Raw genomic sequence first — 24,362 nt, 5'->3', positions numbered from 1 at the left:
CGCCCTTCCCCTTCTCCGGCCGCCATAACGACCAGGGGCCGATTCGCTATCCCGAGAGGGTTCTGCCCGCATTTCAGGGCATCAGGATTGATGACAGAACGATAACTTTTCTGCCTGCGGCCGACCTGTTAACCCGGATAGCCGGGCAAGATTTCAGACACATACTGAAACAAAATTCCTGAGCCGCTTTCCCCGAATCACGGACAAAAGATCGGTATGACCCAGGCTGCGCCCAATATCCTTGTCGTCGAGGACGACCGCGAGACGCGGTCGCTTATCGCAAAATATCTCCGTACCAATTCTTGTCATGTCACGACCGCCTCCGACGGCCGCGAGATGGCCAAGGCGATGACCGATCATCGGGTGGATCTCCTGGTGCTCGACGTCATGCTGCCCGGCGAGGACGGCCTCAGCCTGTGCCGCAAGGTGCGGGCGGAATCGCAGACGCCGATCATCATGCTGACCGCGCGCGGCGAGGACGTCGACCGCATCCTCGGCCTCGAGATGGGCGCCGACGATTACCTGGCAAAGCCGTTCAACCCGCGCGAGCTGCTGGCGCGGATCAACGCGGTGCTGCGCCGGCAGGCCGCCGCGCGCAACGCCAGCGCGATCGAGGGCGCGACCACGCTGACCTTCCTCGGCTGGCGTATCGACATCCGCCTGCGCGAGCTGCGCAACCCCGAAGGCGCGCGCGTCGCCATGACCAGCGCCGAGTTCGACCTGCTGCGCACCTTCTGCGAGCGGCCCGGCCGCGTGCTGTCGCGCGACAGCCTGCTCGACCTGACCCAGGGCCGCAGCGCCGGCTCGTTCGAACGTTCGATCGACGTGCTGGTCAGCCGCATCCGCCGCAAGATCGAGCCCGATCCGCAGGAAGCCACCATGATCAAGACGGTGCGTTCCGGCGGCTATGTGTTCACGCCGAGGGTGGAGGCGGTTGCCGCCACGAACAATTGACCATGAAGCTGCTGCGCGTGCTGAGTCTGCGGGGGATCGGCGCCCAGATGGCGGCGCTGGTCGTCGTTTCGATCGTCGCGCTGCACTTGATCATCACCGCCACCTTCCTGATCCATCGCCCTGATCGGGTGGAGCCGTCGGACCGCTGGCACACCCAGCTCGCCGCCGCCGCGCAGCTGCTCGGGCATGCCCCGGCGTCGGAGCGGCCGCGGCTCCTGGCCGACGTCGCCCGTGCCTTCCCGCAACTTGCGATCGGCGACCTGCCTTCCGATGCCGGCGCGCTCACCGAAACCGACACGCCGAGCCTGCACGCGCTGCGCCGGCTCGGCGCCGGCTATCGCATCTTCCTGCTGCCGCGCGAAGCTGGCAGCACGCCACATGACGGCGAAATTCGCCGCGTCGCGATCCGCCTGCCCGACGGCGCCATGTTCGCCGCCAACCTGATGCCGGATCAGCACATGCGGCCGTTCTGGGGTGGACCGTGGATGATGACGGTGCTGTTCGCCGTCATCAGCGTCACCCTGCTCGGCCTGTGGGCGGCATGGGCGCTGACCGCGCCGCTGTCGTCCTTCGTCAAGGCCGCCGAGACCTTCAGCCTGAACGGCGCCGCCGCGCCGCTGCCCGAGCGCGGTCCGGAGGAGATCCGTTCGCTGGCCCGGGCGCTGAACCGGATGCGCGAGCGCATCACCGCATTGATCGACGATCGCACCAAGATGCTGGCCGCGATCAGCCATGACCTGCGCACGCCGATCACGCGGATGCGGCTGCGCGCCGAATTCATCGAGGACGAGACCCACCGCCACCGCATGCTGCGCGACCTCGACCAGATGCGCTCGATGCTGGAATCGGTGCTGTCGTTCCTGCGCAACGACCGCAAGCTCGAGGAGATGACGCTGGTCGACATCGCGAGCACGCTGCACCTCGTCACCGATCAGTTCGCCGACATGGGACACAAGGTCAGTTACACGGGCCCGCAGCACGCGATGGCGACCGCGCGGCCGGCCGACCTGCATCGCTGCATCACCAATCTGGTGGAGAATGCCGTGCGGTTCGGCGGCGAAGTTGCCGTCCGCCTCGACGTCAAGCCCGACCGCCTCGTCGTCGACATCGAGGATGACGGGCCCGGCATCTCGGATGCGCACAAGGCGAGCGTGCTGGAGCCGTTCGTGCGCGGCGACCAGGCACGCAACATGGATGAGGCCGAAGGCTTCGGCCTTGGACTGTCGATCGCCAACGCCATCGTGCTCGCGCATGCCGGCACGCTGTCGCTGCACGATCGCAAGCCGCACGGGCTCGTGGTCCGGATCGAATTGCCGGCGCGGCAACAGCAATTGCAGCGGCAGAAATCCGCGGCCTGATCAGGCGAAGCTGATGCGATGAGGAGACGTCAGGCGGCGAGCGGCGTAATGAGCTCCGCTTCCTCGTAGATCGCGATGGCCTCGAAGCGGTAATTGCAGGCGCGGCAATTCCACAAGAACGACGAGCGGCCTTCGCTGTGCTCCACCCAATCAGGGCGGGCGATCGGCTTACCGCATTGCGCGCAGGGATTTTCGCGAGGCATATAGCCGGTGTCCTGACGGACCATGGCGCATCTCCCGAATGTTGTTTCTTGCGTGCTTGGACAGAGCTGCTGACTGAACGATCGCGCACTCTGCCGTGGACGAAGTCTAGACCTTCATTGATTCGTTTGCACGACAAACTGCTGTGGATAGCGTGCGGCAAAATTAGTCAGAAAAATTAGAAGGAAATTGCAGGCCAAGACAATTTTTGGCTGAGACGATTGAAGCAAACAATTTGAAGCATCCGTCTTGCAATCGCGTCGTCCCTTCACCCCATGACCGGACAATCACGGATGCATTAACGTTCGCTGATGCGAAGGTTTTGCCACATTCCTGCCCGCTCGCCGTACCAATGAGACCGCAGAACCGACGCGCATCAAAGCCCGAGCGATTGAGATGAAGACCGTACAAGCCCTTGGCTGCCTTGCCGCAATCGCGCTGCTGGCGTCCTGCGCGAGCGCGCAGGCGCAATCGCGCGCGCAATATGAGGCGATGGTGGCGGCCGAGGCCCAGGCGAACCTCGTGCCGGAAGAGCTGGTGCATCGCGTCATCGTGCGCGAGAGCAAGTACCATCCGCAGCTGATCGGACGCGGCGGCACCATCGGTCTGATGCAGATCAAGCTCGGCACTGCACGCGGCCTCGGCTACACCGGTACCGCCGAGGGTCTGCGCGATCCCCAGACCAACCTCAAATACGGCATCAAATACCTCGCCGGCGCCTATCGCGCCGCCGATGGCAATCACGATCGAGCCGTGCGTTATTTCGCGGGCGGGTATTACTACGTCGCAAAGCGCCAGCGCGGGGATCACCTGAAGGAAGCGAAGCATGGCGGCGCGGGTGCACCGCCGAAGGAATTCGCCAAGTCGGAGCAAATGACGGCCGATACCGCCGAGCCGAAGCCGGAACAGGCCGAAAAATAGCACCGATCGCGTCCGCGCAGCCCCACGGCGCGTGCCGGCCATCCTCGACACCGCCTGTCAAACGTGTCTGGCATACAAGTTGACACACGAGCCCATCCGCCTACATTAGGGGCGTTCCGAGGGGTGCTCCGAAGGAGGAGCTGAGATACCGCAAGCTTGGGCTAGCCAGTAGGCGAATAGTCCGGGACCGCGGTGACCCTTTGAACCTGATCCGGGTCATGCCGGCGAAGGGACAGGGATGTATCAGACGTCAAGACCGCGGGGGGATTCCCCCGTCTCCATCATCGGCGCAGGCATAGCCGGCGCCTGGCATGCGCTCTTGCTCGCAGAGGCCGGACGTGCCGTCACCCTGCATGAGCGCAGTGACGCCGCGATGACGGAATCCACAAGCCACTGGGCCGGCGGGATGCTGGCGCCGTGGTGCGAGGCGGAGGCCTCCGAGCCGGTGATCTCCCGGCTCGGCATCCGCTCGCTCGCGCTGTGGCGGCAGCATGTTCCGGAAACCCCGTTCAACGGCTCGCTGGTGGTGGCGCATCCGCGCGACCGCGCCGATTTCGAGCGCTTTGCCCGCCTCACCACCGGCCATCGCCGGATCGACACCGAGGGCGTTCGCGCGCTCGAGCCGTCGCTCGAGGGCCGTTTCCGTGACGCCCTGTTCTATCCCGACGAGGGCCATGTCGAGCCGCGCCGCGTGCTGCCGCGGCTGCATGCCGCGATCGCCAAGGCCGGCGGCGCCATCAAGTTCGGCAGCGACGCCGAGGCAGCCGATCTCGACGGCGTGGTGATCGACTGCCGCGGCCTTGCCGCGCGCGACCGCGAGCCGAGCTTGCGCGGCGTCAAGGGCGAGATGATCATCATCGAGACCTCCGAGGTCGAACTGGCGCGCCCGGTGCGGCTGATCCATCCGCGCTGGCCGCTTTACGTGATCCCGCGCGGCGACGGCCGCTTCATGCTGGGCGCGACCTCGATCGAGGCCGAAGACAACGGCGTCAGCGTGCGCTCGGCGCTGGAGCTGCTCGGGGCCGCCTATGTCGTGCATCCGGCATTCGCCGAGGCGCGCATCGTCGAATTCGGCGCCGGGCTGCGTCCGGCATTTCCCGACAATCTGCCGAAAATCAGGATCGATCAGGAACGCATCACGGTGAACGGACTCTACCGTCATGGCTTCCTGCTGGCGCCGGCGCTGGCCGAGCTGACACTCGCCTATCTCGCGCGCGGCGAAATCGACAATGAGGTGATGCAATGCGCGTGATCGTCAACGGCGAGCAGCGGGAGATCGCGGCCTCCAGCGTCGATGCGCTGCTGGCCGAGCTCGACTACGAGGGCACGCATTTCGCGATCGCGCTGAACTACGACGTGGTGCCGAAGAGCCGCTGGGCCGACACCGCGTTGAAAGCCGGCGACGAGATCGAGATCATCACGCCGCGGCAGGGAGGGTGATGTGAGTTTGTTCGCAAGCTCCCTCCCCACGTCGTCCCGGCGAAGGCCGGGACCCATACGCCGCGGCCCTTCAGTGAAGCACGCGGGGAGACGTCCCATCCGACAACTTCCGGTCGTGGTTATGGGTCCCGGCCTTCGCCGGGACGACGGCATAGTTTGAGGAGACACATGGTCACCTTCTACGGCAAATCCTTTCCGTCACGCCTGCTGATCGGCACGGCGCTGTATCCCTCGCCTGCGATCATGCAGAACGCGATCCGCGCCTCGGGCGCCAGCATCGTCACGGTGTCGCTGCGGCGCGAGGCGGCGGGCGGCAAGACCGGCGATGCGTTCTGGTCGCTGATCCGCGAGCTCGGCGTCACCGTGCTGCCGAACACCGCGGGCTGCCGCAGCGTGAAGGAGGCGGTGACCACCGCCAAGCTCGCGCGCGAATTGTTCGGCACGCCGTGGATCAAGCTCGAGGTGATCGCCGACAACGACACGCTGCAGCCCGACGTGGTCGGCCTGGTCGAGGCTGCCGGCATCCTGATCAAGGACGGTTTTGAAGTCTTCCCCTATTGCACCGAGGATTTCTCGGTCGCCTCGCGGCTGGTCGACGCCGGCTGCAAGGTGGTGATGCCGTGGGCAGCACCGATCGGCAGCGCCAAGGGCATCACCAACCGCGACGCGCTGAAGCTGTTGCGCGACCGCCTGCCCGACATCACGCTGGTGGTCGACGCCGGCTTGGGGGCGCCATCGCATGCCGCCGAGGCGCTCGAGCTCGGCTATGACGCCGTGCTGCTCAACACGGCGGTCGCCAAAGCTGCCGATCCCGTTGCGATGGCCAATGCCTTCCGCCTCGGCGTCGAGGCCGGCCGCACCGCTTACGAAGCCGGACTGATGGAAGCCCGCGACTTCGCCTCCCCCTCCACCCCTGTCGTTGGGACCCCGTTCTGGCATGCCGTATCCTGATCCCTTCTATCCCGTCGTCGACAGCATCAAATGGGTCGAGCGACTGACAAAACTCGGCGTCGGCACCATCCAGCTGCGCGCCAAGGAGCTCGACGATGCCGGGGCGCTGCAGATCGTCAGCGATGCGCTCGCAGTGACCAAGGGCACGCCGACCAAGCTCGTGGTCAACGACTATTGGCGCGCGGCGATCGTCGCCGGCGCCGAGCATCTGCATCTCGGGCAGGAAGACCTCGCCGAGGCCGACCTCGGCGAGATCCGCAAAGCGAAGCTGACGCTCGGCATCTCCACCCATGACGACGCCGAGCTCGCCACCGCGCTCGCCGCCAAGCCCGACTATGTCGCGCTCGGCCCGATCTTCTTCACCACGCTCAAATCGATGCGGTTCGAGCCGCAGGGCATTCCGAAGATCACCGAGTGGAAGAAGCGGATCGGCTCGATCCCCCTTGTCGCGATCGGCGGCATCAAGTTCGAGCATGCGGCCGAGATCTTCGCCGCCGGCGCCGATTCGATCGCCGTCGTCAGTGACGTCACCCAGAACCCCGACCCCGACGCGCGGGTCAGACAATGGCTCGGCCTCAGCGCGGAGGCCGCGTGATGCACGTAACTCTCACCAGCGTCATTCCGGGGCACGCGAAGCGTGAACCCGGAATCTCGCGCCACCACCTCGAGATTCCGGATCGGTCCTAACGGACCGTCCGGAATGACGACAAGATTAAGGAGGATCCCTCATGAACATCCGCTCCAATCCCGACACCACCCGTCCCGCCGTCACCACCGGCGCGCTGCCCGCCTCACGCAAGATCTTTGCGACGCCGGAGGCCGCGTCCGATCTGCGCGTCCCGCTGCGCGAGATCATGCTGTCGGATGGCGCCGGCGAGCCGAACCTGCCGGTCTACGACACCTCGGGCCCCTACACCGACCCGAACGTGACGATCGACGTCAATGCCGGCCTGCCGCGCAATCGGCTCGCCTGGGTCAAGGAGCGCGGCGGCGTCGAGGAGTATGAGGGTCGCACCATCAAGCCGGAGGACAACGGCAATGTCGGCGCCGCGCACGCCGCCAAGGCGTTCACCGCGCACCACACGCCGCTGCGCGGCCTCGACGGCCACAAGATCACGCAACTCGAGTTCGCCCGCGCCGGCATCATCACCAAGGAGATGATCTACGTCGCCGAGCGGGAGAATCTCGGCCGCAAGCAACAGCTCGAGCGCGCCGAGGCCGCGCTTGCCGACGGCGAGAGCTTTGGCGCCTCCGTGCCGGCCTTCATCACCCCGGAGTTCGTCCGCGACGAGATCGCACGCGGCCGCGCCATCATTCCCTCCAACATCAACCATGCCGAGCTCGAGCCGATGATCATCGGCCGCAACTTCCTGACCAAGATCAACGCCAATATCGGCAACTCGGCGGTGACCTCGTCGGTTGAAGAAGAGGTCGACAAGATGGTGTGGGCGATCCGCTGGGGCGCCGACACCGTGATGGACCTCTCGACGGGCCGCAACATCCACACCACCCGCGAATGGATTTTGCGCAACTCGCCGGTGCCGATCGGCACCGTGCCGATCTACCAGGCGCTGGAGAAGTGCGACGGTGATCCGGTCAAGCTGACTTGGGAGCTCTACAAGGACACCCTGATCGAACAGTGCGAACAGGGCGTCGACTATTTCACGATCCACGCCGGCGTGCGGCTGCCCTACATCCACCTCACCGCCAACCGCGTCACCGGCATCGTGTCGCGCGGCGGCTCGATCATGGCGAAGTGGTGCCTTGCGCATCACAAGGAGAGCTTCCTCTACACCCATTTCGACGAGATCTGCGACCTCATGCGCAAGTATGACGTCTCGTTCTCGCTCGGCGACGGTCTGCGCCCGGGCTCGATTGCGGACGCCAACGACCGCGCGCAGTTCGCCGAGCTCGAGACCCTCGGCGAATTGACCAAGATCGCGTGGGACAAGGGCTGCCAGGTCATGATCGAGGGCCCCGGCCACGTGCCGATGCACAAGATCAAGATCAACATGGACAAGCAGCTCAAGGAATGCGGCGAGGCGCCGTTCTACACCCTCGGGCCGCTGACGACCGACATCGCGCCGGGCTATGACCACATCACCTCGGGCATTGGCGCGGCGATGATCGGCTGGTTCGGCTGCGCGATGCTCTGCTACGTCACGCCGAAGGAGCATCTCGGCCTGCCCGACCGCAACGACGTCAAGACCGGCGTCATCACCTACAAGATCGCGGCCCACGCCGCCGACCTCGCCAAGGGCCACCCCGCCGCGCAGCTCCGCGACGATGCGCTCAGCCGCGCCCGGTTCGACTTCCGCTGGCAGGACCAATTCAACCTCGGCCTCGATCCGGACACCGCGAAGAACTTCCACGACGAGACCCTGCCGAAGGAAGCCCATAAGGTCGCGCATTTCTGCTCGATGTGCGGCCCGAAATTCTGCTCGATGAAGATCACCCAGGACGTCCGCGACTACGCCGCGACGCTCAACGACAAGGAACAGGGCATGGCGCAGATGAGCGCCAAGTTCAAGGAGATGGGAAGCGACGTGTATCTGGACGCGGACAAGGTGAAGGAGAGCAACAGGGTGTTGTGACCACCCTCAGGGCGCGAGTCGACAAGAAACGAAATGGCCGGGCGCTGCCCGGCCATTCTGTAATTAGGTCAGATTGCCAAACTCTCTTACTCTCTAGTCTCTCTCAACTTTGCATATTCTTTCAATCCGAGATGAACCTTAAAGCGATTGGCTACGTTATCCCAGCCGGCTTCGGGATCCGTATATTGAAAGGCCCAAGAAGATCCGCCGTAGCCGCTTCTACGCTCATACCCAACAACTGAAAATCTATACAAGAGAGACAACGCCTCAGATGCAGTGATCGGGTTTTTTGCTGATTTTCGCTTTGCGTACTCTTCTTCAAAAAGGCCGCGCTCAAATGTAATGGTGCTTATCGCAGAGCATGCCTGGAGTGCCTCGTCCCAGTAAGCCCAGTGGGGACGAATTTCATCATCAAGCTCCTGCTTCAGATAGGAAGAATAGTCTTCGCGAGAGCCCACGATGTCCTCGTTAAGGAAGACTAGTGGCGCCCCGTAGTTTCGTTCCTTAGCTCGCTCCAAAGCTGTATTTAGAAAGCGAATCACATCGCGTGGCCGCAGGAATGTGCGCGCCAGTATATGATTCCATTTGCTTTGCGAACCTCGCATTAGGCTATCATCTGAGATGTCGGACCAAGAAGCATTCGACGATAGCTTCGCACGAAGTCGCGTCTCCACAAGATCCAGCAGAGACTTCGGATTCCACTCCAAGTGGAACGTTAAGGTTTGGCTGATCTTGTTTTTGTCAGAGAACTGGAGTTCGTCCCATAGGTCGGTTCGAAGGTACACCACGGGATTGACAGCACCATATTGCCGCTCGCCATTTCGCTTTATATCGCGCGCCGCTAGAACAAGTCCTATCAGCATCTTGCTGCGAGCTTCGTCTAATGCTGACAATCCTTGATCAAGCTCATCGAAATGAAGGCTCAACGAATCCAACTTCGCATCAGTAGAAACCTTTTCTACGGCGTTGAAGATTGAGTTCGCCAATGCATTAAGTTCGAGGCCAAATTGGTGATCGTCCTCAGGTCTATTGAGACTCACCGAACCTAGCTGATTTCCCATAATCGAAGGCTGCAACGAGAACTTTTCCAAACGCAACTTGCTCGGCCGCAATATGTCTGACAGCTCAGGATTTGTTCCGCCATAGTTATCTGTCAAAAATTGTTGCAAAGGTTTCGCATGCGCACTCGCACTACCTTTTGGATGAGCGATAACGAGGGTAGCTAATTCCACCGCGATAAGGTAGCGCCAGGAAGAAACGTACGCCTCAATGTCTGAGGCGCCGTGGTCCACACGACTTGCGTGGACATTCCAAGGGTATCCGCGAAGATTTAGGCTTTAGACAGCGGTCGAACCTTACCCTCCGTAAGATATCTAACGATTGCTGTTTTCCCGGTCCCTTTTCGGCCAAGCACGAGAAACGCTTCCCGCTTTTCGATTCGTTGAACGGCATTTGTCGAAACGAAATAGTCGAGAACAGCATCGTCTTCTGCTGCGACATCTCCAAATGTTTCAAATTGAGTGAGGGAGAGTTTGGCCATCGATTTTCCACTTGGCAATTATAGGTGGTCGATAATGATTCTTGCGACCTTATAGACCTGACGTGCATCAGCCGCTAGCCGGCGACACTACAGTCTTAAGTAGCAGCCACCCCACATAAGCGAAACGACGGCTTGAGCCGCACATCGGCACGCCCCCAGTATTGGCCAAAAACTAAACTGACCCGCCCACCACGTCCGACCGCGCGCCCCGCTTACCAAAGGCAATCTCCTGACACCCTTCTCTGCCACCCCGTTGATGATCCCCAGAAACTTCTGACGTACCGCCGTTGTAAACGAAGTAGCGCACCGTCCCCTCCTCGTAGCCGGCGACATTGGAGCCGGTTAACCACGACCTAGCTTTGCGTATTAGCAAGATTTTCGTACAACTTGACGACATGCGCGGTCCAGCGCTCCTGCGCCTGGTCTTCTCCGCGCGTCATGTTCGAGCTTGCCGCAGGCTCTCATCCAGAGAGCGAGCGAGAGCCCGGCTATGCGGGAAACACCAAGAACTCCGAAGAACCCATTGACCTGGATCAACGAAAATCCTTCATCCCATCGCATGCTACGATGCTCAAAAAGCGATGAAAGCCGCGTCGGGCATGTTATCATTGCTCCCTCGAATAGACGATTGAGCGACATTCCACGTTCGTTTCGCAGAGCGTCCTGTAGCCTAATGACCATTTGATTGGAGAGTTTCATGAGAACCTTCAACGCCGTGCTATTCGTACTTCTCGTTGCGCAGGCGGCCTCGACACAGGCTGCGGATTTGAGCGGAGCCTGGACGATCGACGCCTCGGCTTGCAACCAGGTCTTCACCAAGGAGAACAACAAGCTCGCGTTCAAGAAAGATGCCGATCTCAACGCGGGAGGCTTGATCGTCCAGGGCAAGCAAATCACCGGCACATTTCAAAAATGCACCGTCAAATCGCTGCATGATGACGGGCAGAATGTTCGCGTGATTGCGGCGTGCTCGGACGGCGTCGCGGTTTCGGACGTGTCATTCGACATAACACTCTCCGGAGAGAACAAGATCATACTCAGCTCCAAGGCACCGGTGCCCATTGAGACGCCGTATGTTCGCTGCTCGATGTGATAGCGGTGGCGATGGCCTGAGAGCAACGCGGATGATCGACTAGCGAAGGTCCTACGGCGCGCTTTGCGCGGACCCGTTGGCTAATCTACCCTATGACGCCGTCGCGCCAACGGTCGCTTGCGCGCCGACCCGCGCCCCCGCACCAAACGCAATCTCCTGATACCCTTTCTCCGCAACCCCGTTGATGATCCCCAAAAACTTCGGCGTGCCGCCGTTGTAGACGAAGTAGCGGACCGTCCCCTCCTCGTGGCCGGCGACGTTGGAGTTGTAGCCGGTGAACCACGACTTGGCTTTGCGCATCAGCATGATCTCGTACATCTTGACGACATGCGCGGTCCAGCGCTGCTGCGCTTCGAGCGTGGCGTCGGCGTGGGTCAGACCGCGGTCCCACATGTATTGCAGAAGATTGGTGCACCAGTTGACGCCGTTCTCGATGCCGCGCGGGAAGTTCGTGGATGCAGAGGCGCTTTGCGGGCCGGTCGGCATCAACAGGTTCGGGAAGCCGTGGACGAGCATGCCGAGGAAGGTCGATGGCGCATGCTTCCACTTGTCGGCGAGGCGCTCCCCGCCAATGCCGCGGATATCTATCAGGTCGTAGGCGCCGGTGATGGCGTCGAAGCCGGTGGCGTAGACGATGATGTCGAAGTCGTAGTCGCGCGCCGTGGTGCGCAGGCCGCTCTCGGTGACGCGCACCAGCGGCGTCTCGCTGAGGTCGACGAGCTGCACATTGTCGCGATTGTACGCCTCGAAATATCGGGTCTCCAGCGGCAGCCGCTGCACGCCAAAACCGTGATCCCGCGGGATCAGCTTCTCGGCGACATCAGGATCGTTCACGCGCTGGCGGATGCGGCCCGCGATGTATTCCGAGAGCTCCGCATTGGCGGCTTCATCCATGAAAATCTCGCGGAAGTTCGCGAGCCAGATGCCGAAGCCGGGCTCGTCGTAGAGCCTGTCCCACAGCTTGAGCCGCTCCGCGCGGCTCACCTCGTAGAAGCCGCGCTTGTCGGGGCCATGGACAAAACTGCCCGGCGTCAGCGCGCAGGCAGCGAAGATCTCGTCATAGCGGGCGCGGATGTCGGCCATCTCCTCGTCGGAGATCGCTGAGTTGTTGAGCGGCGCGCTCCAGTTCGGCCGGCGCTGAAACACCGTGAGCTCGCCGACCTTGTCTGCGATCTCGCCGATCAGCTGGATGCCGGTGGCGCCGGTGCCGATCACCGCGACTTTCTTGCCGGCAAGATCGACCGGCTCGTGCGGCCAGTAATAGGTGTGGAACGAGCGGCCCTTGAAGTCATCGATGCCAGGCACGCGCGGCATGGTCGGCGCCGACAACAGCCCGATCGCGAGCACCACGAAGCGGCAGGTCAGTTCGCGGCCGTCACTGATCCTCAATTGCCAGAGGTCGCGCGTCTCGTCGAACTGCATGGTCTCGACCTTGCAATTGAACTGCATGTACTTGCGCAGGTCGAACTTGTCGGCGACGTAGTTGAGGTAACGCAGATTCTCGGGCTGGCCGGAGAAGCGCTCCTTCCAGTGCCACTCGTCGAGCAGCTCGCGCGAGAATGAGAAGCCGTAGGTGTAGCTCTCGGAATCGAAGCGGCAGCCCGGATAGCGGTTCCAGTACCAGGTGCCGCCGAGATCGGGCGCGGCTTCGAGCACGGTGGCGTCGATGCTGAGATCGGCCAGCCGCTTGATCTGGTAGATGCCCGCGACGCCGGCGCCGACCACGATCACCTCAAAGTGGGTTTTCGCCTCTCCTGTCATGTCCGCTCCCGAATTCTTCTTGATCTGTTTGAGCGGATTACAGACCCTTTTGCACCTGCAAGCAACCGCGCGATCGGGCACGACTTGCGTTGAGGCGCTGCGTGCACCACATCGATCACTGCAATTTCGCCAAGCGCAATCCGGGCAAGCGACATGACCGACAATCTCACCGGCGTCTGGGACGGCAGCTATGTTCAGCCGAGCGGCATGGTCACGTTCCTGGCGACGCTGATCGACGCCGGCGGCGCTCTCGGCGGCAGCGTGACCGAACCCTGCGTGATGCCGGGCTGTCCGATCAGCACGCACAATGCATCGCTTGCGGGCCAGCGCTCCGGCAGCGCTGTTACGTTCGTCAAACGTTACGAGCCGCCTGGCTACGGCTACGACACCGTGCACTATGAAGGCGCGGTCAATGCCGACGCGACCGAGATCGACGGCCGCTGGAGCATCCGCGGCACAAGGTTCTCGGGGACGTTCCTGATGGTGCGCGCAACCGGACCGTCGCAAGCGGTCACGACGGAAGAAGAGGTCAAGGAGCCGGTGCGCTAGCGCGTGACGGGACTAGCTTGAATGACGACAGCGACGGCACTGCCCCCCGCAAGCCGCAGGGCTATGCATATGGCTGGCGGCCACGACGACATGGAAACGTCGCTTACAGAAGCGCACGAATGCCATATGCCCCGGGAGGCGAGCGTGCGCCTGCGTGATTTCGGAATATTGGAAAATATCCGTGAGTTGCCCGACGTGTCAAGTAGCCTGGTCGAACGCCGGCCACCGCCGGCTACTTTGTACTTTGCATGGGGTTGTTTTCGATATTTTGGGAACGCGCCTCCCCTGCGAGTGCTGGCAATCGCATATGGGCTCGATAGCGCCACAAACTCGTCATGCCCGGCCTTGTGCCGGCCATGACGGCGCGGAAACACCGGATTGCCCTGCCCGCAATCGGGAGAGGTGAGGCGCAGTTCGCCGCTCGATTCCAGGTGAAGTCATGTGCCAACGCGTGATTACTTTATTCAGCCCCCAGATGACCGCGAACAATTCCCACCGCCTCCCCGACCAGCTCCGCGCCAATCTGCGCCTGGTGTTCGTCGGCACCGCGGCCAGCACGCGGTCAGCCGCCGTCGGGCATTATTACGCGCATCCCGGCAACCGGTTCTGGCGTGCGCTGCATGAGGCCGGCATCACGCCGCGGCGCTATCGGCCGGACGAGTTCGCGGCGCTGCTCGCGCTCGGCATCGGCTTCACCGATCTCTCCAAGACCGGCGCCGGGATGGATCACGAAATCAACAGGCAGTCGTTCGACGTGGTGGGCTTCCGGACGAAGATCGAGACCTATCGGCCGAACACCGTCGCCTTCACCAGCAGGAAGGCGGCGAGCCTGTTCTACAACAGGCCGACCAACGCGCTCGTGCTCGGTCGGCAGCCATCGGTGAATGGCTTTCCCGAAGTGTTCGTGCTGCCGTCGCCATCCGGCGCGGCCTCGGGTCATTGGACCTTACAGCCGTGGCGCGAACTCGCCGAGTGGATCACGGAATCGTAGGATCGTAGGATCGGTAGAGCCAACGGGTCCGCGCAAAGCGCGGCCCGATGATAAACTCCGCAAAACCCATCATCTCTCCCGACGCACCGAAGTCGATGGGTTTCGCTTCGCTCTACCCATCCTACGAGATCGCTACGAGACCGCTCCCTACTCCTTCAACGTGATCGCAAGCCCGCTGAGGTCGACATTGGCCATCAGCCCGACCTGCTTGCCGCTCAATTCGAGCACCGCGCCGTTCTGGTTGGTCAAGAGGATGCCGCGCACGCCGGCGCCGAGCGCAACGCCCATGCCCGCCGCGGCATAGACGCCGTTGATATCCTGCGGACGGCGGATATTGCGCACCCGCCCCTGCAACGTGGTCTGCGAGCCGCCGAACACGAGCCCATAGTCCAGCCCGCCGGCCGTGAGCCCATAGGTCTGGCCGTGGAAGGTCATGACGCCCTTGCCGGCGGAGCCGCCGAACACCCAGCCGCCCTTGAAGATCACGAGCGTCACCGCGCCCTCGTCAGCCAGGGCAGCGGACGTTCCGGTGAGCATCGCCAGCGCGAGCAGCGCGGCGCGGGCGACGGATGGCAACTTCATGGGGGATTCTCCGGACGAAGTGAGAGCGAATCGCGGCAATCCAGCCGACCGGCGGCATCGCTGAAATGCCGCGAAACATGCGGGATTGCGCTTGTTCCTGATGGTGCGGAGTCTATCATCGCCTCTGCAGCCGCGCGACCACTGGCGCATGCGCGCCCACCGCTTTGCCGGATCGCTGAGGAGTTTGCGCAACAGGGATCTGCATCGATGCACGATTTCACCCCACTTTCCGGCCTAGCCGGCGGCGCGCTGATCGGGCTTGCCGCGGCGCTCTTGATGCTGCTGACCGGGCGAATCGCCGGGGTCACCGGCATCGTCGGCGGCGCGCTGCGGGCCGATACCGCCGACCGCGGCGCCGACCGTAGCGCCGATCGTTCCTGGCGCATCGCGTTCATCGCGGGACTGATCGGAGCGCCCCTGATTGCGGCGCTGTTCGGCGCGCCGCTGCCGCGGCCGGCGATGAATGCGAGCCTTGTGGTGGTCGCGATCGCGGGACTGCTGGTCGGATTCGGTACAAGGATGGGCAATGGCTGCACCTCGGGCCACGGCGTCTGCGGCTTCGCGCGGCTGTCCGGCCGCTCGATCGTGGCAACATGCATCTTCATGCTGACGGCGATCGCGACGGTCGCAATCGTCAGGCACGGGATCGGAGGCTAAGCATGATCCGGAAAAGTGCGAAGCGGTTTTCCGAAAGGATCATGCTCAAACAAGGAGCGGTTTAGCGATGGCGGTGCTTGCCAGTTTTGTCTGCGGCCTGATCTTCGGCGCAGGGCTTCTGATCTCCGGCATGACCGATCCGCAGAAGGTGCTCGGCTTCCTCGATCTGTTCGGCGCGTGGGACTCGACGCTCGCCTTCGTGATGGCGGGCGCGGTTGCGGTCGCAGCAACCGGCTTCGCGATCGCCCGGCGGCGCACGGCCCCCGCCTTCTCGGCGCGCTTCCTCTGGCCCGACCGCACCGACATCGATGCGCCGCTGGTTGCCGGCGCGGTGCTGTTCGGCATCGGCTGGGGCCTCGTCGGCATCTGCCCCGGGCCGGCACTGGTCAATCTCGCCGGCCTCTCGCTACCGATCGTGGTCTTCGTCGTCGCGATGCTCGCAGGCATGATCGGCCAGAATCTCTTCGGCAGGAATCTTTGGCGCCGGCGTGCAGCGGCACCGCGCGCCATCGAAACTTCTCCCCTTCCATCTCACGCAGACGGGTGACCCAATGACTGAAAAGACCACAATCAAGCACTTCCCTCCTCCGCCCGGCGTCCAGGCGCCGCCACTCTCGTTCGGCGCCCGCGTCGGCGATTTGTTGTTCATCTCCGGCATTCCCGGCTTTGACGCCAATCGCGAGCTGCCCGACGGCTTCGAGGCGCAGTTCGCCAATGTCGTGACCAATATCAAGCGCGTGCTGAGCGAGGCGGGCGCGACGATGCGCGATCTCGTCAAGGTCAACGTGCTGCTGACGCGCGCGAGCGACGTCGCGACGATGAACGCGCTGTATGCTGGCGCGTTCGGCCCCGCCCCCTACCCCGCGCGCACCACCTGCGTGGTGGTGGCGCTGCCCAATCCAAAGATGCTGATCGAGATCGAGGGCGTGGCACACGTGAAGGGGTGATCTCAGGCTCTGTCATGCCGGAGCGTGCCACTTGGCGCGAGCCCTCAGGTGCGCAATTGCGCACCGGTTGAATCGAGGTCCATCCACATCGTCGTCCTGGCGAAGGCCAGGACGACGATGTGGAGAGCTGACGCAAATCCGCGCTGCATCACGCCGGTTCAGTGAGCCCTCAAAACAACGACCCCTGCCCGTCGTCCTCCCGCACCGGCGCCTTGCGCGGCGCGGCCTTCTTCGGCTGCGGCGCGTCCTCCGCGGCGATTTCATCCGCGGTCATCGGCAGCAGCAATTGCGCATCGTCATTGGCGACCGCGTTGACGCGCATCGTGACCTGGTGCCAGGCGAACTCGCCGACCTCGGGGCCCTTCAGCATTGGCATCACGTCGTCGACATCGTTCGGCAGGCAGTCGAGCCAGCGCGCGAATTGCTCGGGCCTGATCGTGACCGGCACGCGGTGATGCAATTGCGCGAGGTCGGGACTGGCCGGCGCAGTGACGATCGCGACCGTATCCTGCTCCTCGCCGTTCGGCCCCATCCAGGTCTCGGCAAGCGCGGCGAAGGCGAGCGGATGGCCGTCGCGGCGATGGATGAAGAACGGCCGCTTGCGGCCGCCGGCATCCTGCCATTCGTAATAGCCGTCGGCGGGGATCAGCGCCCGGCGCCGCTTGATCGCGTTCTTGAAGGCCGGCTTCTCGCGCACCGTCTCGGAGCGCGCGTTGATCAGGAGCGAGAAGGTCCTGGGGTCCTTGACCCACGACGGGATCAGGCCCCAGCGCATCAATTGAAAATGCCGGCCGCCATTCTGCAGCAGCACCACCGGGATCGGCTGGGTCGGCGCAACATTATACCGTGGCGGAAAATTCGGCTGCTCGATATAGCCGAACATCTCGCGCAAGGCCGCCGGCGGCGAGGTTATGACAAAGCGTCCGCACATTTGCCGTCCAGAGTGGTATCCGTTTATTCTGCCTTAACTTGGACCGTTAAAGACTGCGATCAATGACCTCAACGGCCGCCATAGCGGGCTCTTCCCCGCGACCGACGTACCCCGATGAGGCGCGGGCGGCGCTGTTGCGCGCCGCCAACATCAATCCCCGCACCGGGCTTGCCACCGACTACCTCAATCACTTCAACGAAGCCATCATGCTGCTGGAGATGGTCCCGGACCTGCCGGAATGCGCCAGCGATTTCCTCGAATGGCAGCCGCTGTCCTATGCCGAGCATTTCACCGCGTCGAATTTCCGGGCACGCGATCTCGCGATCGAGGCCTATGAGACCGCGGACGCCGCAATCCGGGCCGAATTCGACCAGCTCACCGACAGCATGACGAAGATCCTGACCGAGGTCGGGGCGGCGATGCGGCAATTGCAGCAGGACAAGAGCCGGGTCGCGCTCGCCGAGCAGGCGATCGTCTGGGTCAAGCCGCTGGTGATGCAGACCGCCGGCATCATCAACGGCGCCGCAGAGGCCGATGTCGACAGCATCATGGCGGGCGCCTGAGATATCGGGCATGATGGTCTTCACAACCGGCTGCCAATCACCTTGACCTCTCCCGAACCTCCGATCCGCCCGCAACTCGCCGTGTCAGGCGTGATTTTCCGCGACGACAAGGTGCTGCTGGTGCGCCGCGCCCGCTCGCCCGGCAAGGGCTTCTATTCGCTGCCCGGCGGCCGGGTCGAGTTCGGCGAATCGCTGCATACCGCCCTGCACCGGGAGATCGACGAGGAGACCGGCCTCAAGGTCGAGATCGTCGGCCTCGCCGGCTGGCGCGAGGTGCTGCCGACCGGCCCTGGCACCGGACACTATCTGATCATGACCTTCGCGGCGCGCTGGGCGTCCCGCGAGCCTCACCTGAACGACGAGCACGACGATTTCAAATGGCTGGCGCCGGAGGAGATCGGCGACCTCAAGGTCACCGGCGGCCTGCATGAGGTGATTGCGGCCGCCCGGCGGCTGGTTTGAGGCCCGTTTTAGCGGCTTTGGGGGGCTCGGCCGCCTTGCCTCGGGCGCATTGAGGGGGCATACCACGGCCATTCCGGAACCCCTGATGATCAGAGCCTTTCTCGCCGTTGTGATCCTGATGTCGGCATGCCTTGCGACGCCCGCCCGGGCGCAGGACGCGGCTGCGCCGTTCGACGGCGATTTGCAGCGGCTGGCCGAGATCCTCGGCGCCCTGCACTATCTGCGCGGCATCTGCGGCTCCAACGAGGGCGCCAAATGGCGCAACGAGATGCAGGCGCTGATCGATGCCGAGACCCCCTCCGGCGACCGCCGCGCCCGCATGATCGCGGGCTTCAACCGCGGCTATAACGGCTTCCAGCAGACCTACCGGACCTGCACGCCCGCGGCCACGGTAGCGATCCGCCGCTACATCGAGGAGGGCTCGAAAATCTCCCGCGACCTGACGGCCCGCTATGCCAACTGAACGGGCGATCTTCTTCGACCTCGACGGCACCCTGACCGACCCGAAGCCCGGCATCACCGGCTCGATCCAGTACGCGCTGGAAAAGCTCGGCCGGCCGGTTCCCTCGCAGGATGAACTGACCTGGTGCATCGGGCCGCCGCTCAGGGCGAGCTTTGCGATGCTGCTCGGCGGCGAGGAGCTCGCGGACCGCGCGGTCGCGCTCTACCGCGAAAGATTCGGCGATGTCGGGCTGTTCGAGAACGCGGTCTATCCCGACATCGCGGAGGTTCTGGCCGAGCTGCGCCGGGCACCGGGCCGGATGTTCGTCGCGACCTCGAAGCCGCATGTGTTCGCGACGCGGATCATCGCGCATTTCGGCCTCGGCGGCTATTTCGACCACGTTTTCGGCTCGGAGTTCGACGGAACCCGGGTCAACAAGGTCGACCTGCTCACCTATGCGCTGGCGCAGACCGGGGCCGATCCGGCCAAATCCCTGATGATCGGCGATCGCAGCCACGACGTGATCGGGGCGAATCGAAACGGCATCCGGGCGGTCGGCGTCACCTATGGCTACGGCACGCCCGAGGAGCTGACCGAGGCCGGCGCCAGCCATCTGTGCGCCACGCCGCGCGCGGTGCTGGACCATATCCACAGCTCATTCGGCTGATCGCGGCCCGGATATCCGGAATTCCCCTTTAAATGCCGAGGCCGCCGTTAACCTTTTCGAAAGATGTGGGCTAGGCGGTACCTGCATGCGTGATACATCTCGCACGTCGCAGTGGTTCGCTCCTCGGACCGCGCGCTGTCAATTTGCAGAGTTTCATGCGCCATCCAGCGTCCTTCCCCCATCACCAAGACCCGCGACCCGACCACGAGCAGAAGCAGGCCGCGCTGGGCTACCTGAACGAGGCCTGGGCTGAAGCGCGTCACGACGGCGTCGATGGCGACTGCCTCGCGCAGGCGAGCCTGTTCGCGGCGCTGGCCGAATTGGTCGGCACCTATGGCGAGGACGCGGTGGCGAAATTCGCCGAGGGCCTCGCCGCGCGCGTGCGCAACGGCGAGTTCTCGCTGGCACTGGCCCGACAGTAAAACGATAGCGTTTTCGAGCGAAGTGGGCCGCCGGTTCGCGTCAAGAAAACGCGTCAAACGCGAACCTACGGCTTCAGCGTCTCGAGGAACCGAACCGGCTCGCCGGTCGATGGCGTCGTGACTTCGCCCTGCCACATCACCCGCCGGCCGCGCACGAAGGTGCCGACCGGCCAGCCCTGCACCCGCACGCCGTCATAAGGCGTCCAGGCGGCGCGCGAGGCGATCCATTTGTTGGTGATGGTCTCGCTGCGCTTCAGGTCGACGATTGTGAAGTCGGCATCGTAACCGGCCGCGATGCGGCCCTTGCAGGCGATGTTGAACAGGCGCGCAGGCCCCGCGCTGGTGAGATCGACGAAGCGAGCCAGCGACAGCCGCCCGGCATTGACGTGATCGAGCATCAGCGGCACCAGCGTCTGCACGCCGGTCATGCCCGACGGCGAGGCCGGATAGGTCTTGGCCTTCTCCTCCAGCGTATGCGGCGCGTGATCCGAGCCGAGCACGTCGATGATGCCCTGCTCGATACCGTACCAGATGCCGGCGCGGTGATCGGCCGAGCGCACCGGCGGGTTCATCTGGGCCAGTGTGCCGAGCCGCTCGTAGCACTCCGGCGCGGCCATGGTGAGGTGGTGCGGCGTCGCCTCGCAGGAGGCGACATCCTTGTGGTCACGCAGGTACAGAATCTCGTCCTTGGTCGAGATGTGCAGCACGTGGATGCGCTTGCCGGTCTCGCGCGCGAGATTGACCAGGCGCTCGGTCGCCATCAGCGCGGCGGTCTCGTCGCGCCACACCGGATGCGAGCGAGCATCGCCCTCGATCCGCAGCGGCTTGCGCTCGTTGAGGCGATACTCGTCCTCGGCGTGGAACGCGGCGCGGCGCCGGATCACCTGGAAGATCCGCCGCAGGCTCTCGTCGTCCTCGACCAGCAGCGCGCCGGTGGAGGAGCCGATGAACACCTTGACGCCGGCGCAGCCCGGGGCGCGCTCGAACTCCGGCAGATCCTGCACGTTCTCGCGGGTGCCGCCGATGAAGAACGCGAAATCGCAATGCATGCGATGGCGGCCGCGCTTGATCTTGTCGGTGAAGGCCGCTTCGGTGACCGTCAGCGGATTGGTGTTCGGCATCTCGAACACGGCGGTGACCCCGCCCATCACCGCGCTGCGCGAGCCGGTCTCGAGGTCTTCCTTCTGGGTCAACCCGGGCTCGCGGAAATGCACCTGGGTGTCCATCACGCCGGGCAGGATGTGCAGGCCCTTGCAGTCGATCACCTCGCCGGCCGAGGCCTGACTGAGCGAGCCGATCGCGGCGATGCGGCCGCCCGCGATACCGATATCGCGCACGCCCTCGCCGTCCTGATTGACCACGGTGCCGGATTTTAGAATGGTGTCAAAATGCTGATTCATCGGTCCTCGACGCCCGCTTTCGGCTGTCGCGCGGGCCTTGTTCGGCGCACTCTAGCGCCTTAGCTTGGCAGGGGATATCGCGGCCTGCGCGTTTCCCAAGGAACTTGGAAAAAGAGCCAATTTTGCGAATGAAAGCAGCGTTTCTTCCAGATCGGGGCGTGGTCAAGGTCTCTGGCGAGGACGCCCGCAACTTCCTCAACGGCCTCATCACCGCCGACATCGCCGAGTTGCGCGCGGGACAGGCCCGGTTCGGCGCGCTGCTGACGCCGCAAGGCAAGATCATCGTCGATTTCCTGATCACCGAGATACCCTCAGGTCATGGCGGCGGCTTCCTGATCGACGCGCCGCGCGCGCTCGCCAAGGGCCTTGCCGACAAGCTCGGCTTCTACAAGCTGCGCGCCAAGGTCGTGGTCGAGAACCTGTCCGATAGCCTCGGTGTGCTGGCAGCTTGGGATGGCGAGCCGGCGGCGACGCCGGATCTCGCGTTCGCCGATCCGCGCAACCCAGCGCTCGGCTGGCGCATACTGATTCCGGAAGATTTGAAGCAGAAGCTCGCTGAGCTGATCGGTGCCGATCTCGTCGACTCCAACGCCTACGAGGCGCATCGGATCGCCACCGGCGTGCCGCGCGGCGGGCTCGACTTCATGTATGGCGACGCCTTCCCGCACGAGACCAATATGGATCGCCTCAACGGCGTCGATTTCGACAAGGGCTGCTATGTCGGCCAGGAGGTGGTGTCGCGCATGCAGCATCGCGGCACGGCGCGCACCCGCACGGTGAAGATCGTCCTCGACGGCCCCGCGCCTGAGGCCGGCGCAACGATCCTGGCCGGCGACAAGCAGGTCGGCACCATCGGCTCGACCGCCGGCGAGAAGGGTCTCGCGCTGGTCCGCATCGACCGCGTCGCCGATGCGCTCGACGCCGGCCTGGCGCTGACCGCGGGCGGGCTGTCGCTTCACCTCGCCGAACCCGACGCCGTCCGCATCACACCCAAGCAGACCGCATGAGCCGTACCGCGCAACTGCACCCTGACGGCAAGACGCGTTGCCCCTGGCCGGGCGAGGATGCGTTCTACGTCGCCTATCACGACAATGAATGGGGCGTGCCGGAATATGACGACCGCGCGCTCTACGAAAAGCTGATCCTCGACGGCTTCCAGGCCGGTCTGTCCTGGATCACGATCCTGCGCAAGCGCGAGAACTTCCGCAAAGCCTTCGACGATTTCCAGCCCGAGAAGATCGCGCGCTACAACGCCAAGAAGGTGCACGCGCTGATGAACGACGCCGGCATCGTGCGCAATCGCGCCAAGATCGAAGGCGCGGTGGCGAGTGCGAAGGGCTATCTGGAGATCATGGAGAAAGGCCCCGGCTTCTCGAATTTCCTGTGGGACTTCGTCGACGGCAAGCCGAAGGTCAATCAATTCAAGACCACCGCGAGCGTGCCGGCCTCGACGCCGGTCTCGATCAAGGTCTCCAAGGAGCTCGGCGCGCGCGGCTTCAAGTTCGTCGGTCCCACCATCGTCTACGCCTTCATGCAGGCGACCGGCATGGTCAACGATCACCTCGTGACCTGCTTCTGCCACGAGAGCTGCAGCGGCAAGCTCCGCACACCGCGACTCAAGAAGAAATGACGGCGCGCAAATCGACGGAGACAACCCGCGCCTGGCAGCGGATGTTGTCGGGACGCCGGCTGGACCTGCTCGATCCGTCGCCGCTCGATATCGAAATCGTCGACATCGCGCATGGACTGGCGCGGGTCGCGCGCTGGAACGGCCAGACCAGTGGGGCGCACATCTTCTCGGTGGCCCAGCACACGCTGCTGGTCGAAGCCGTGATGCGCCAGCAGATGCCGCGCGTCGACATCCGCCATCGTCTCGCCGCGCTGCTGCACGACGCACCGGAATATGTCATCGGCGACATGATCTCACCGTTCAAGGCGGTGCTGTCAGGCGAATACAAGGCGGTTGAAAAGCGGCTGCTCGGCGCGATCCATATCCGCTTCGGACTGCCCGCCGTGCTGGCGGACGAGATCACCCAGCAGATCAAGGCCGCCGATCGCGGCGCCGCCTATCTCGAGGCGACGCATCTGGCGGGATTTTCGCAAGCCGAGGCCAAGCGGCTGTTCGGCCGCGATCCGGAACTGCCCGAAGCAACCGAGCGCGACTATCTGACGCCATGGACCGCAGCGCGGGCCGAAAAGCAGTTTCTTGAACGCTTCAAGGCGTTGCACGCCTCGTAGGGCGGCACCGCAAAACGTGCCGCCGGTTGCGCCGCAAAACGACGAATCGGCATGGCACCCCCGCCTTTGCCCGTTCGGGAGCAGCCGTTATAATCCGGCACCCCCGATAGAAGGACCATCATGCTTCACGTCTGCTCGCTTGCCGCACTCTCCGACACGGTTCGCGCCACCGGCGCCAGCCATGTGCTGACTGTGATGGCCAATGTCGACCAAGTGCAGCGGCCGCCTTCCGTGCTGCCGGCCAACCACCTGAAAGTGTCGATGGACGACATCATCGAACAGATGGACGGATTCGTTGCGCCCAACGAGTCGCATATCGAGAAGGTGCTGAGCTTCGTGCGCGGCTGGGATCGCCAAGCACCGATGGTGGTGCATTGCTACGCCGGCATCAGCCGCTCGACCGCGAGCGCATTCGCCACGGTCTGCGCCCTCAACCCGCACCGCGACGAAATGTCCATCGCCCGGATGATCCGCGAGGCCTCGCCGATCGCGGCTCCCAACCGGCTGATCGTCAGCCTCGCCGACAAGGCGCTGGGACGCGAGGGCCGGATGCTGCGTGCACTCGACGCGATGGGTCCCGGCAGCATGAGCGTCGAAGGCCGGCCCTTCCGCATCGATCTGGACTAAGCGCGGCCGGTCACGCCCGATCGCTTGAACTTCCGGTCCTCCTCACTGCACTACTAGGTTGCGACGGGCCG

General features: G+C 63.9%; 29 protein-coding genes, 1 pseudogene and 1 riboswitch. Of the genes and pseudogenes, 23 read left to right on the top strand and 7 right to left on the bottom strand.

From position 1 onward, the window contains the following. Positions 1-216 precede the first annotated feature (216 nt). Complete coding sequence (locus J2R76_RS38520; RefSeq protein ID WP_018273044.1) at positions 217-954, top strand: response regulator; 738 nt, start codon at positions 217-219, stop codon at positions 952-954. A gap of 2 nt (positions 955-956) precedes the next feature. After that, positions 957-2,312 (top strand): ATP-binding protein, encoded by a 1,356-nt coding sequence (locus J2R76_RS38515; protein ID WP_253625809.1) that lies wholly within the window; start codon positions 957-959, stop codon positions 2,310-2,312. Positions 2,313-2,341: 29 nt separating this feature from the next. Here the strand turns inward: J2R76_RS38515 and J2R76_RS38510 are convergent, their stop codons facing one another. Next, positions 2,342-2,539: a hypothetical protein gene (locus J2R76_RS38510; RefSeq protein ID WP_028332600.1), complete on the bottom strand. Its 198-nt coding sequence runs from the start codon at positions 2,537-2,539 to the stop codon at positions 2,342-2,344. 370 nt (positions 2,540-2,909) lie between these two features. Here J2R76_RS38510 and J2R76_RS38505 point away from each other — a divergent pair, with 370 nt between their 5' ends. The 6 genes from J2R76_RS38505 (at position 2,910) to thiC (ending at position 8,419) form a co-directional block, all read left to right on the top strand. Next, positions 2,910-3,434: a lytic transglycosylase domain-containing protein gene (locus J2R76_RS38505; protein ID WP_253625808.1), complete on the top strand. Its 525-nt coding sequence runs from the start codon at positions 2,910-2,912 to the stop codon at positions 3,432-3,434. Between the two features lie 109 nt (positions 3,435-3,543). Further along, a riboswitch (TPP riboswitch) is annotated at positions 3,544-3,685 on the top strand. Continuing rightward, complete coding sequence (locus J2R76_RS38500; RefSeq protein WP_253625807.1) at positions 3,673-4,686, top strand: FAD-dependent oxidoreductase; 1,014 nt, start codon at positions 3,673-3,675, stop codon at positions 4,684-4,686. It overlaps the preceding riboswitch by 13 nt. After that, entirely contained in the window at positions 4,677-4,874 is a 198-nt protein-coding gene (gene thiS / locus J2R76_RS38495) for a sulfur carrier protein ThiS (RefSeq protein WP_057014951.1), read from the top strand. Before J2R76_RS38500 ends, thiS begins: the two co-directional genes overlap by 10 nt. A gap of 168 nt (positions 4,875-5,042) precedes the next feature. Beyond that, the gene (locus tag J2R76_RS38490; protein ID WP_028332604.1) at positions 5,043-5,825 is read left to right on the top strand and encodes a thiazole synthase; all 783 of its coding nucleotides are present in this window, start codon (positions 5,043-5,045) and stop codon (positions 5,823-5,825) included. Continuing rightward, the gene (gene thiE, locus J2R76_RS38485; RefSeq protein WP_076824050.1) at positions 5,812-6,420 is read left to right on the top strand and encodes a thiamine phosphate synthase; all 609 of its coding nucleotides are present in this window, start codon (positions 5,812-5,814) and stop codon (positions 6,418-6,420) included. The genes J2R76_RS38490 and thiE overlap by 14 nt, the downstream gene beginning before the upstream one ends. Before the next feature lie 133 nt (positions 6,421-6,553). Next, positions 6,554-8,419, top strand: a complete 1,866-nt coding sequence (gene thiC / locus J2R76_RS38480; protein ID WP_253625806.1) for a phosphomethylpyrimidine synthase ThiC — start codon at positions 6,554-6,556, stop codon at positions 8,417-8,419. An 86-nt stretch (positions 8,420-8,505) separates the two neighbouring features. On the opposite strand, the pseudogene J2R76_RS38475 reads toward thiC, so the two are convergent. Beyond that, positions 8,506-9,735, bottom strand: a pseudogene (locus tag J2R76_RS38475) (P-loop ATPase, Sll1717 family); the annotation flags it as partial. A 14-nt stretch (positions 9,736-9,749) separates the two neighbouring features. Continuing rightward, positions 9,750-9,959 (bottom strand): hypothetical protein, encoded by a 210-nt coding sequence (locus tag J2R76_RS38470; protein WP_253625804.1) that lies wholly within the window; start codon positions 9,957-9,959, stop codon positions 9,750-9,752. Positions 9,960-10,656: 697 nt separating this feature from the next. On the opposite strand from J2R76_RS38470, the gene J2R76_RS38465 reads away from it, so the two are divergent. Continuing rightward, positions 10,657-11,052 (top strand): hypothetical protein, encoded by a 396-nt coding sequence (locus J2R76_RS38465; protein WP_057014948.1) that lies wholly within the window; start codon positions 10,657-10,659, stop codon positions 11,050-11,052. Positions 11,053-11,142: 90 nt separating this feature from the next. On the opposite strand, the gene J2R76_RS38460 is transcribed toward J2R76_RS38465, so the two are convergent. Beyond that, positions 11,143-12,813 (bottom strand): NAD(P)/FAD-dependent oxidoreductase, encoded by a 1,671-nt coding sequence (locus J2R76_RS38460; protein ID WP_253625803.1) that lies wholly within the window; start codon positions 12,811-12,813, stop codon positions 11,143-11,145. A 153-nt stretch (positions 12,814-12,966) separates the two neighbouring features. Between J2R76_RS38460 and J2R76_RS38455 the strand changes: the two genes are divergently transcribed. Then, on the top strand, positions 12,967-13,362 hold the full coding sequence (locus J2R76_RS38455; RefSeq protein WP_168857501.1) for a hypothetical protein: 396 nt from the start codon (positions 12,967-12,969) through the stop codon (positions 13,360-13,362). Positions 13,363-13,837: 475 nt separating this feature from the next. After that, a complete protein-coding gene (locus J2R76_RS38450; protein WP_253625802.1) occupies positions 13,838-14,353 on the top strand; it encodes a mismatch-specific DNA-glycosylase in 516 nt (171 codons plus the stop codon). Between the two features lie 147 nt (positions 14,354-14,500). Here J2R76_RS38450 and J2R76_RS38445 read toward each other — a convergent pair whose 3' ends face one another. Beyond that, complete coding sequence (locus J2R76_RS38445) at positions 14,501-14,935, bottom strand: hypothetical protein (protein WP_028332611.1); 435 nt, start codon at positions 14,933-14,935, stop codon at positions 14,501-14,503. 207 nt (positions 14,936-15,142) lie between these two features. Between J2R76_RS38445 and J2R76_RS38440 the strand changes: the two genes are divergently transcribed. The 3 genes from J2R76_RS38440 to J2R76_RS38430 all read left to right on the top strand — a co-directional run bounded on the left by J2R76_RS38440 (position 15,143) and on the right by J2R76_RS38430 (position 16,539). Continuing rightward, on the top strand, positions 15,143-15,592 hold the full coding sequence (locus J2R76_RS38440; protein ID WP_057014944.1) for a YeeE/YedE family protein: 450 nt from the start codon (positions 15,143-15,145) through the stop codon (positions 15,590-15,592). 67 nt (positions 15,593-15,659) lie between these two features. After that, positions 15,660-16,139, top strand: a complete 480-nt coding sequence (locus J2R76_RS38435) for a DUF6691 family protein (RefSeq protein ID WP_253625801.1) — start codon at positions 15,660-15,662, stop codon at positions 16,137-16,139. Positions 16,140-16,143: 4 nt separating this feature from the next. Beyond that, positions 16,144-16,539 carry a RidA family protein gene (locus tag J2R76_RS38430; protein WP_076824036.1) on the top strand — a complete coding sequence of 132 codons (396 nt, stop codon included), beginning with the start codon at positions 16,144-16,146 and terminating at the stop codon, positions 16,537-16,539. Between the two features lie 169 nt (positions 16,540-16,708). Here J2R76_RS38430 and J2R76_RS38425 read toward each other — a convergent pair whose 3' ends face one another. Then, positions 16,709-17,470, bottom strand: a complete 762-nt coding sequence (locus J2R76_RS38425) for an SOS response-associated peptidase (RefSeq protein ID WP_057014941.1) — start codon at positions 17,468-17,470, stop codon at positions 16,709-16,711. A 62-nt stretch (positions 17,471-17,532) separates the two neighbouring features. Here J2R76_RS38425 and J2R76_RS38420 point away from each other — a divergent pair, with 62 nt between their 5' ends. From J2R76_RS38420 to J2R76_RS38400, 5 genes are all read left to right on the top strand, one after another. Continuing rightward, positions 17,533-18,033, top strand: a complete 501-nt coding sequence (locus J2R76_RS38420) for a hypothetical protein (RefSeq protein WP_092087731.1) — start codon at positions 17,533-17,535, stop codon at positions 18,031-18,033. A gap of 42 nt (positions 18,034-18,075) precedes the next feature. Continuing rightward, positions 18,076-18,495, top strand: coding sequence for an NUDIX hydrolase (locus J2R76_RS38415; RefSeq protein WP_057014939.1), 420 nt, complete (start codon positions 18,076-18,078; stop codon positions 18,493-18,495). A gap of 85 nt (positions 18,496-18,580) precedes the next feature. Beyond that, complete coding sequence (locus J2R76_RS38410; RefSeq protein ID WP_028343726.1) at positions 18,581-18,958, top strand: TIGR02301 family protein; 378 nt, start codon at positions 18,581-18,583, stop codon at positions 18,956-18,958. Continuing rightward, positions 18,948-19,604, top strand: a complete 657-nt coding sequence (locus J2R76_RS38405) for an HAD family hydrolase (RefSeq protein WP_057014937.1) — start codon at positions 18,948-18,950, stop codon at positions 19,602-19,604. The genes J2R76_RS38410 and J2R76_RS38405 overlap by 11 nt, the downstream gene beginning before the upstream one ends. Positions 19,605-19,759: 155 nt before the next feature. Beyond that, positions 19,760-20,026 carry a hypothetical protein gene (locus J2R76_RS38400; protein WP_028332620.1) on the top strand — a complete coding sequence of 89 codons (267 nt, stop codon included), beginning with the start codon at positions 19,760-19,762 and terminating at the stop codon, positions 20,024-20,026. A gap of 65 nt (positions 20,027-20,091) precedes the next feature. Here J2R76_RS38400 and J2R76_RS38395 read toward each other — a convergent pair whose 3' ends face one another. Further along, positions 20,092-21,426 (bottom strand): dihydroorotase, encoded by a 1,335-nt coding sequence (locus J2R76_RS38395; RefSeq protein ID WP_168857497.1) that lies wholly within the window; start codon positions 21,424-21,426, stop codon positions 20,092-20,094. Here J2R76_RS38395 and J2R76_RS38390 point away from each other — a divergent pair. The 4 genes from J2R76_RS38390 to J2R76_RS38375 all read left to right on the top strand — a co-directional run bounded on the left by J2R76_RS38390 (position 21,396) and on the right by J2R76_RS38375 (position 24,291). After that, entirely contained in the window at positions 21,396-22,433 is a 1,038-nt protein-coding gene (locus J2R76_RS38390) for a folate-binding protein YgfZ (protein ID WP_347340125.1), read from the top strand. The genes J2R76_RS38395 and J2R76_RS38390 overlap by 31 nt on opposite strands. Beyond that, the gene (locus J2R76_RS38385; protein WP_057014934.1) at positions 22,430-23,056 is read left to right on the top strand and encodes a DNA-3-methyladenine glycosylase I; all 627 of its coding nucleotides are present in this window, start codon (positions 22,430-22,432) and stop codon (positions 23,054-23,056) included. The genes J2R76_RS38390 and J2R76_RS38385 overlap by 4 nt, the downstream gene beginning before the upstream one ends. Then, on the top strand, positions 23,053-23,664 hold the full coding sequence (locus J2R76_RS38380) for a YfbR-like 5'-deoxynucleotidase (protein ID WP_057014933.1): 612 nt from the start codon (positions 23,053-23,055) through the stop codon (positions 23,662-23,664). Before J2R76_RS38385 ends, J2R76_RS38380 begins: the two co-directional genes overlap by 4 nt. Positions 23,665-23,784: 120 nt before the next feature. Further along, positions 23,785-24,291 carry a tyrosine phosphatase family protein gene (locus J2R76_RS38375; RefSeq protein WP_028332625.1) on the top strand — a complete coding sequence of 169 codons (507 nt, stop codon included), beginning with the start codon at positions 23,785-23,787 and terminating at the stop codon, positions 24,289-24,291. The last annotated feature ends 71 nt before the right edge of the window (positions 24,292-24,362 follow it).

Source organism: Bradyrhizobium sp. USDA 4532 (assembly GCF_024171315.1).
Classification (GTDB): domain Bacteria; phylum Pseudomonadota; class Alphaproteobacteria; order Rhizobiales; family Xanthobacteraceae; genus Bradyrhizobium; species Bradyrhizobium australafricanum.
This window is presented reverse-complemented; position numbering and strand designations above follow the sequence as displayed.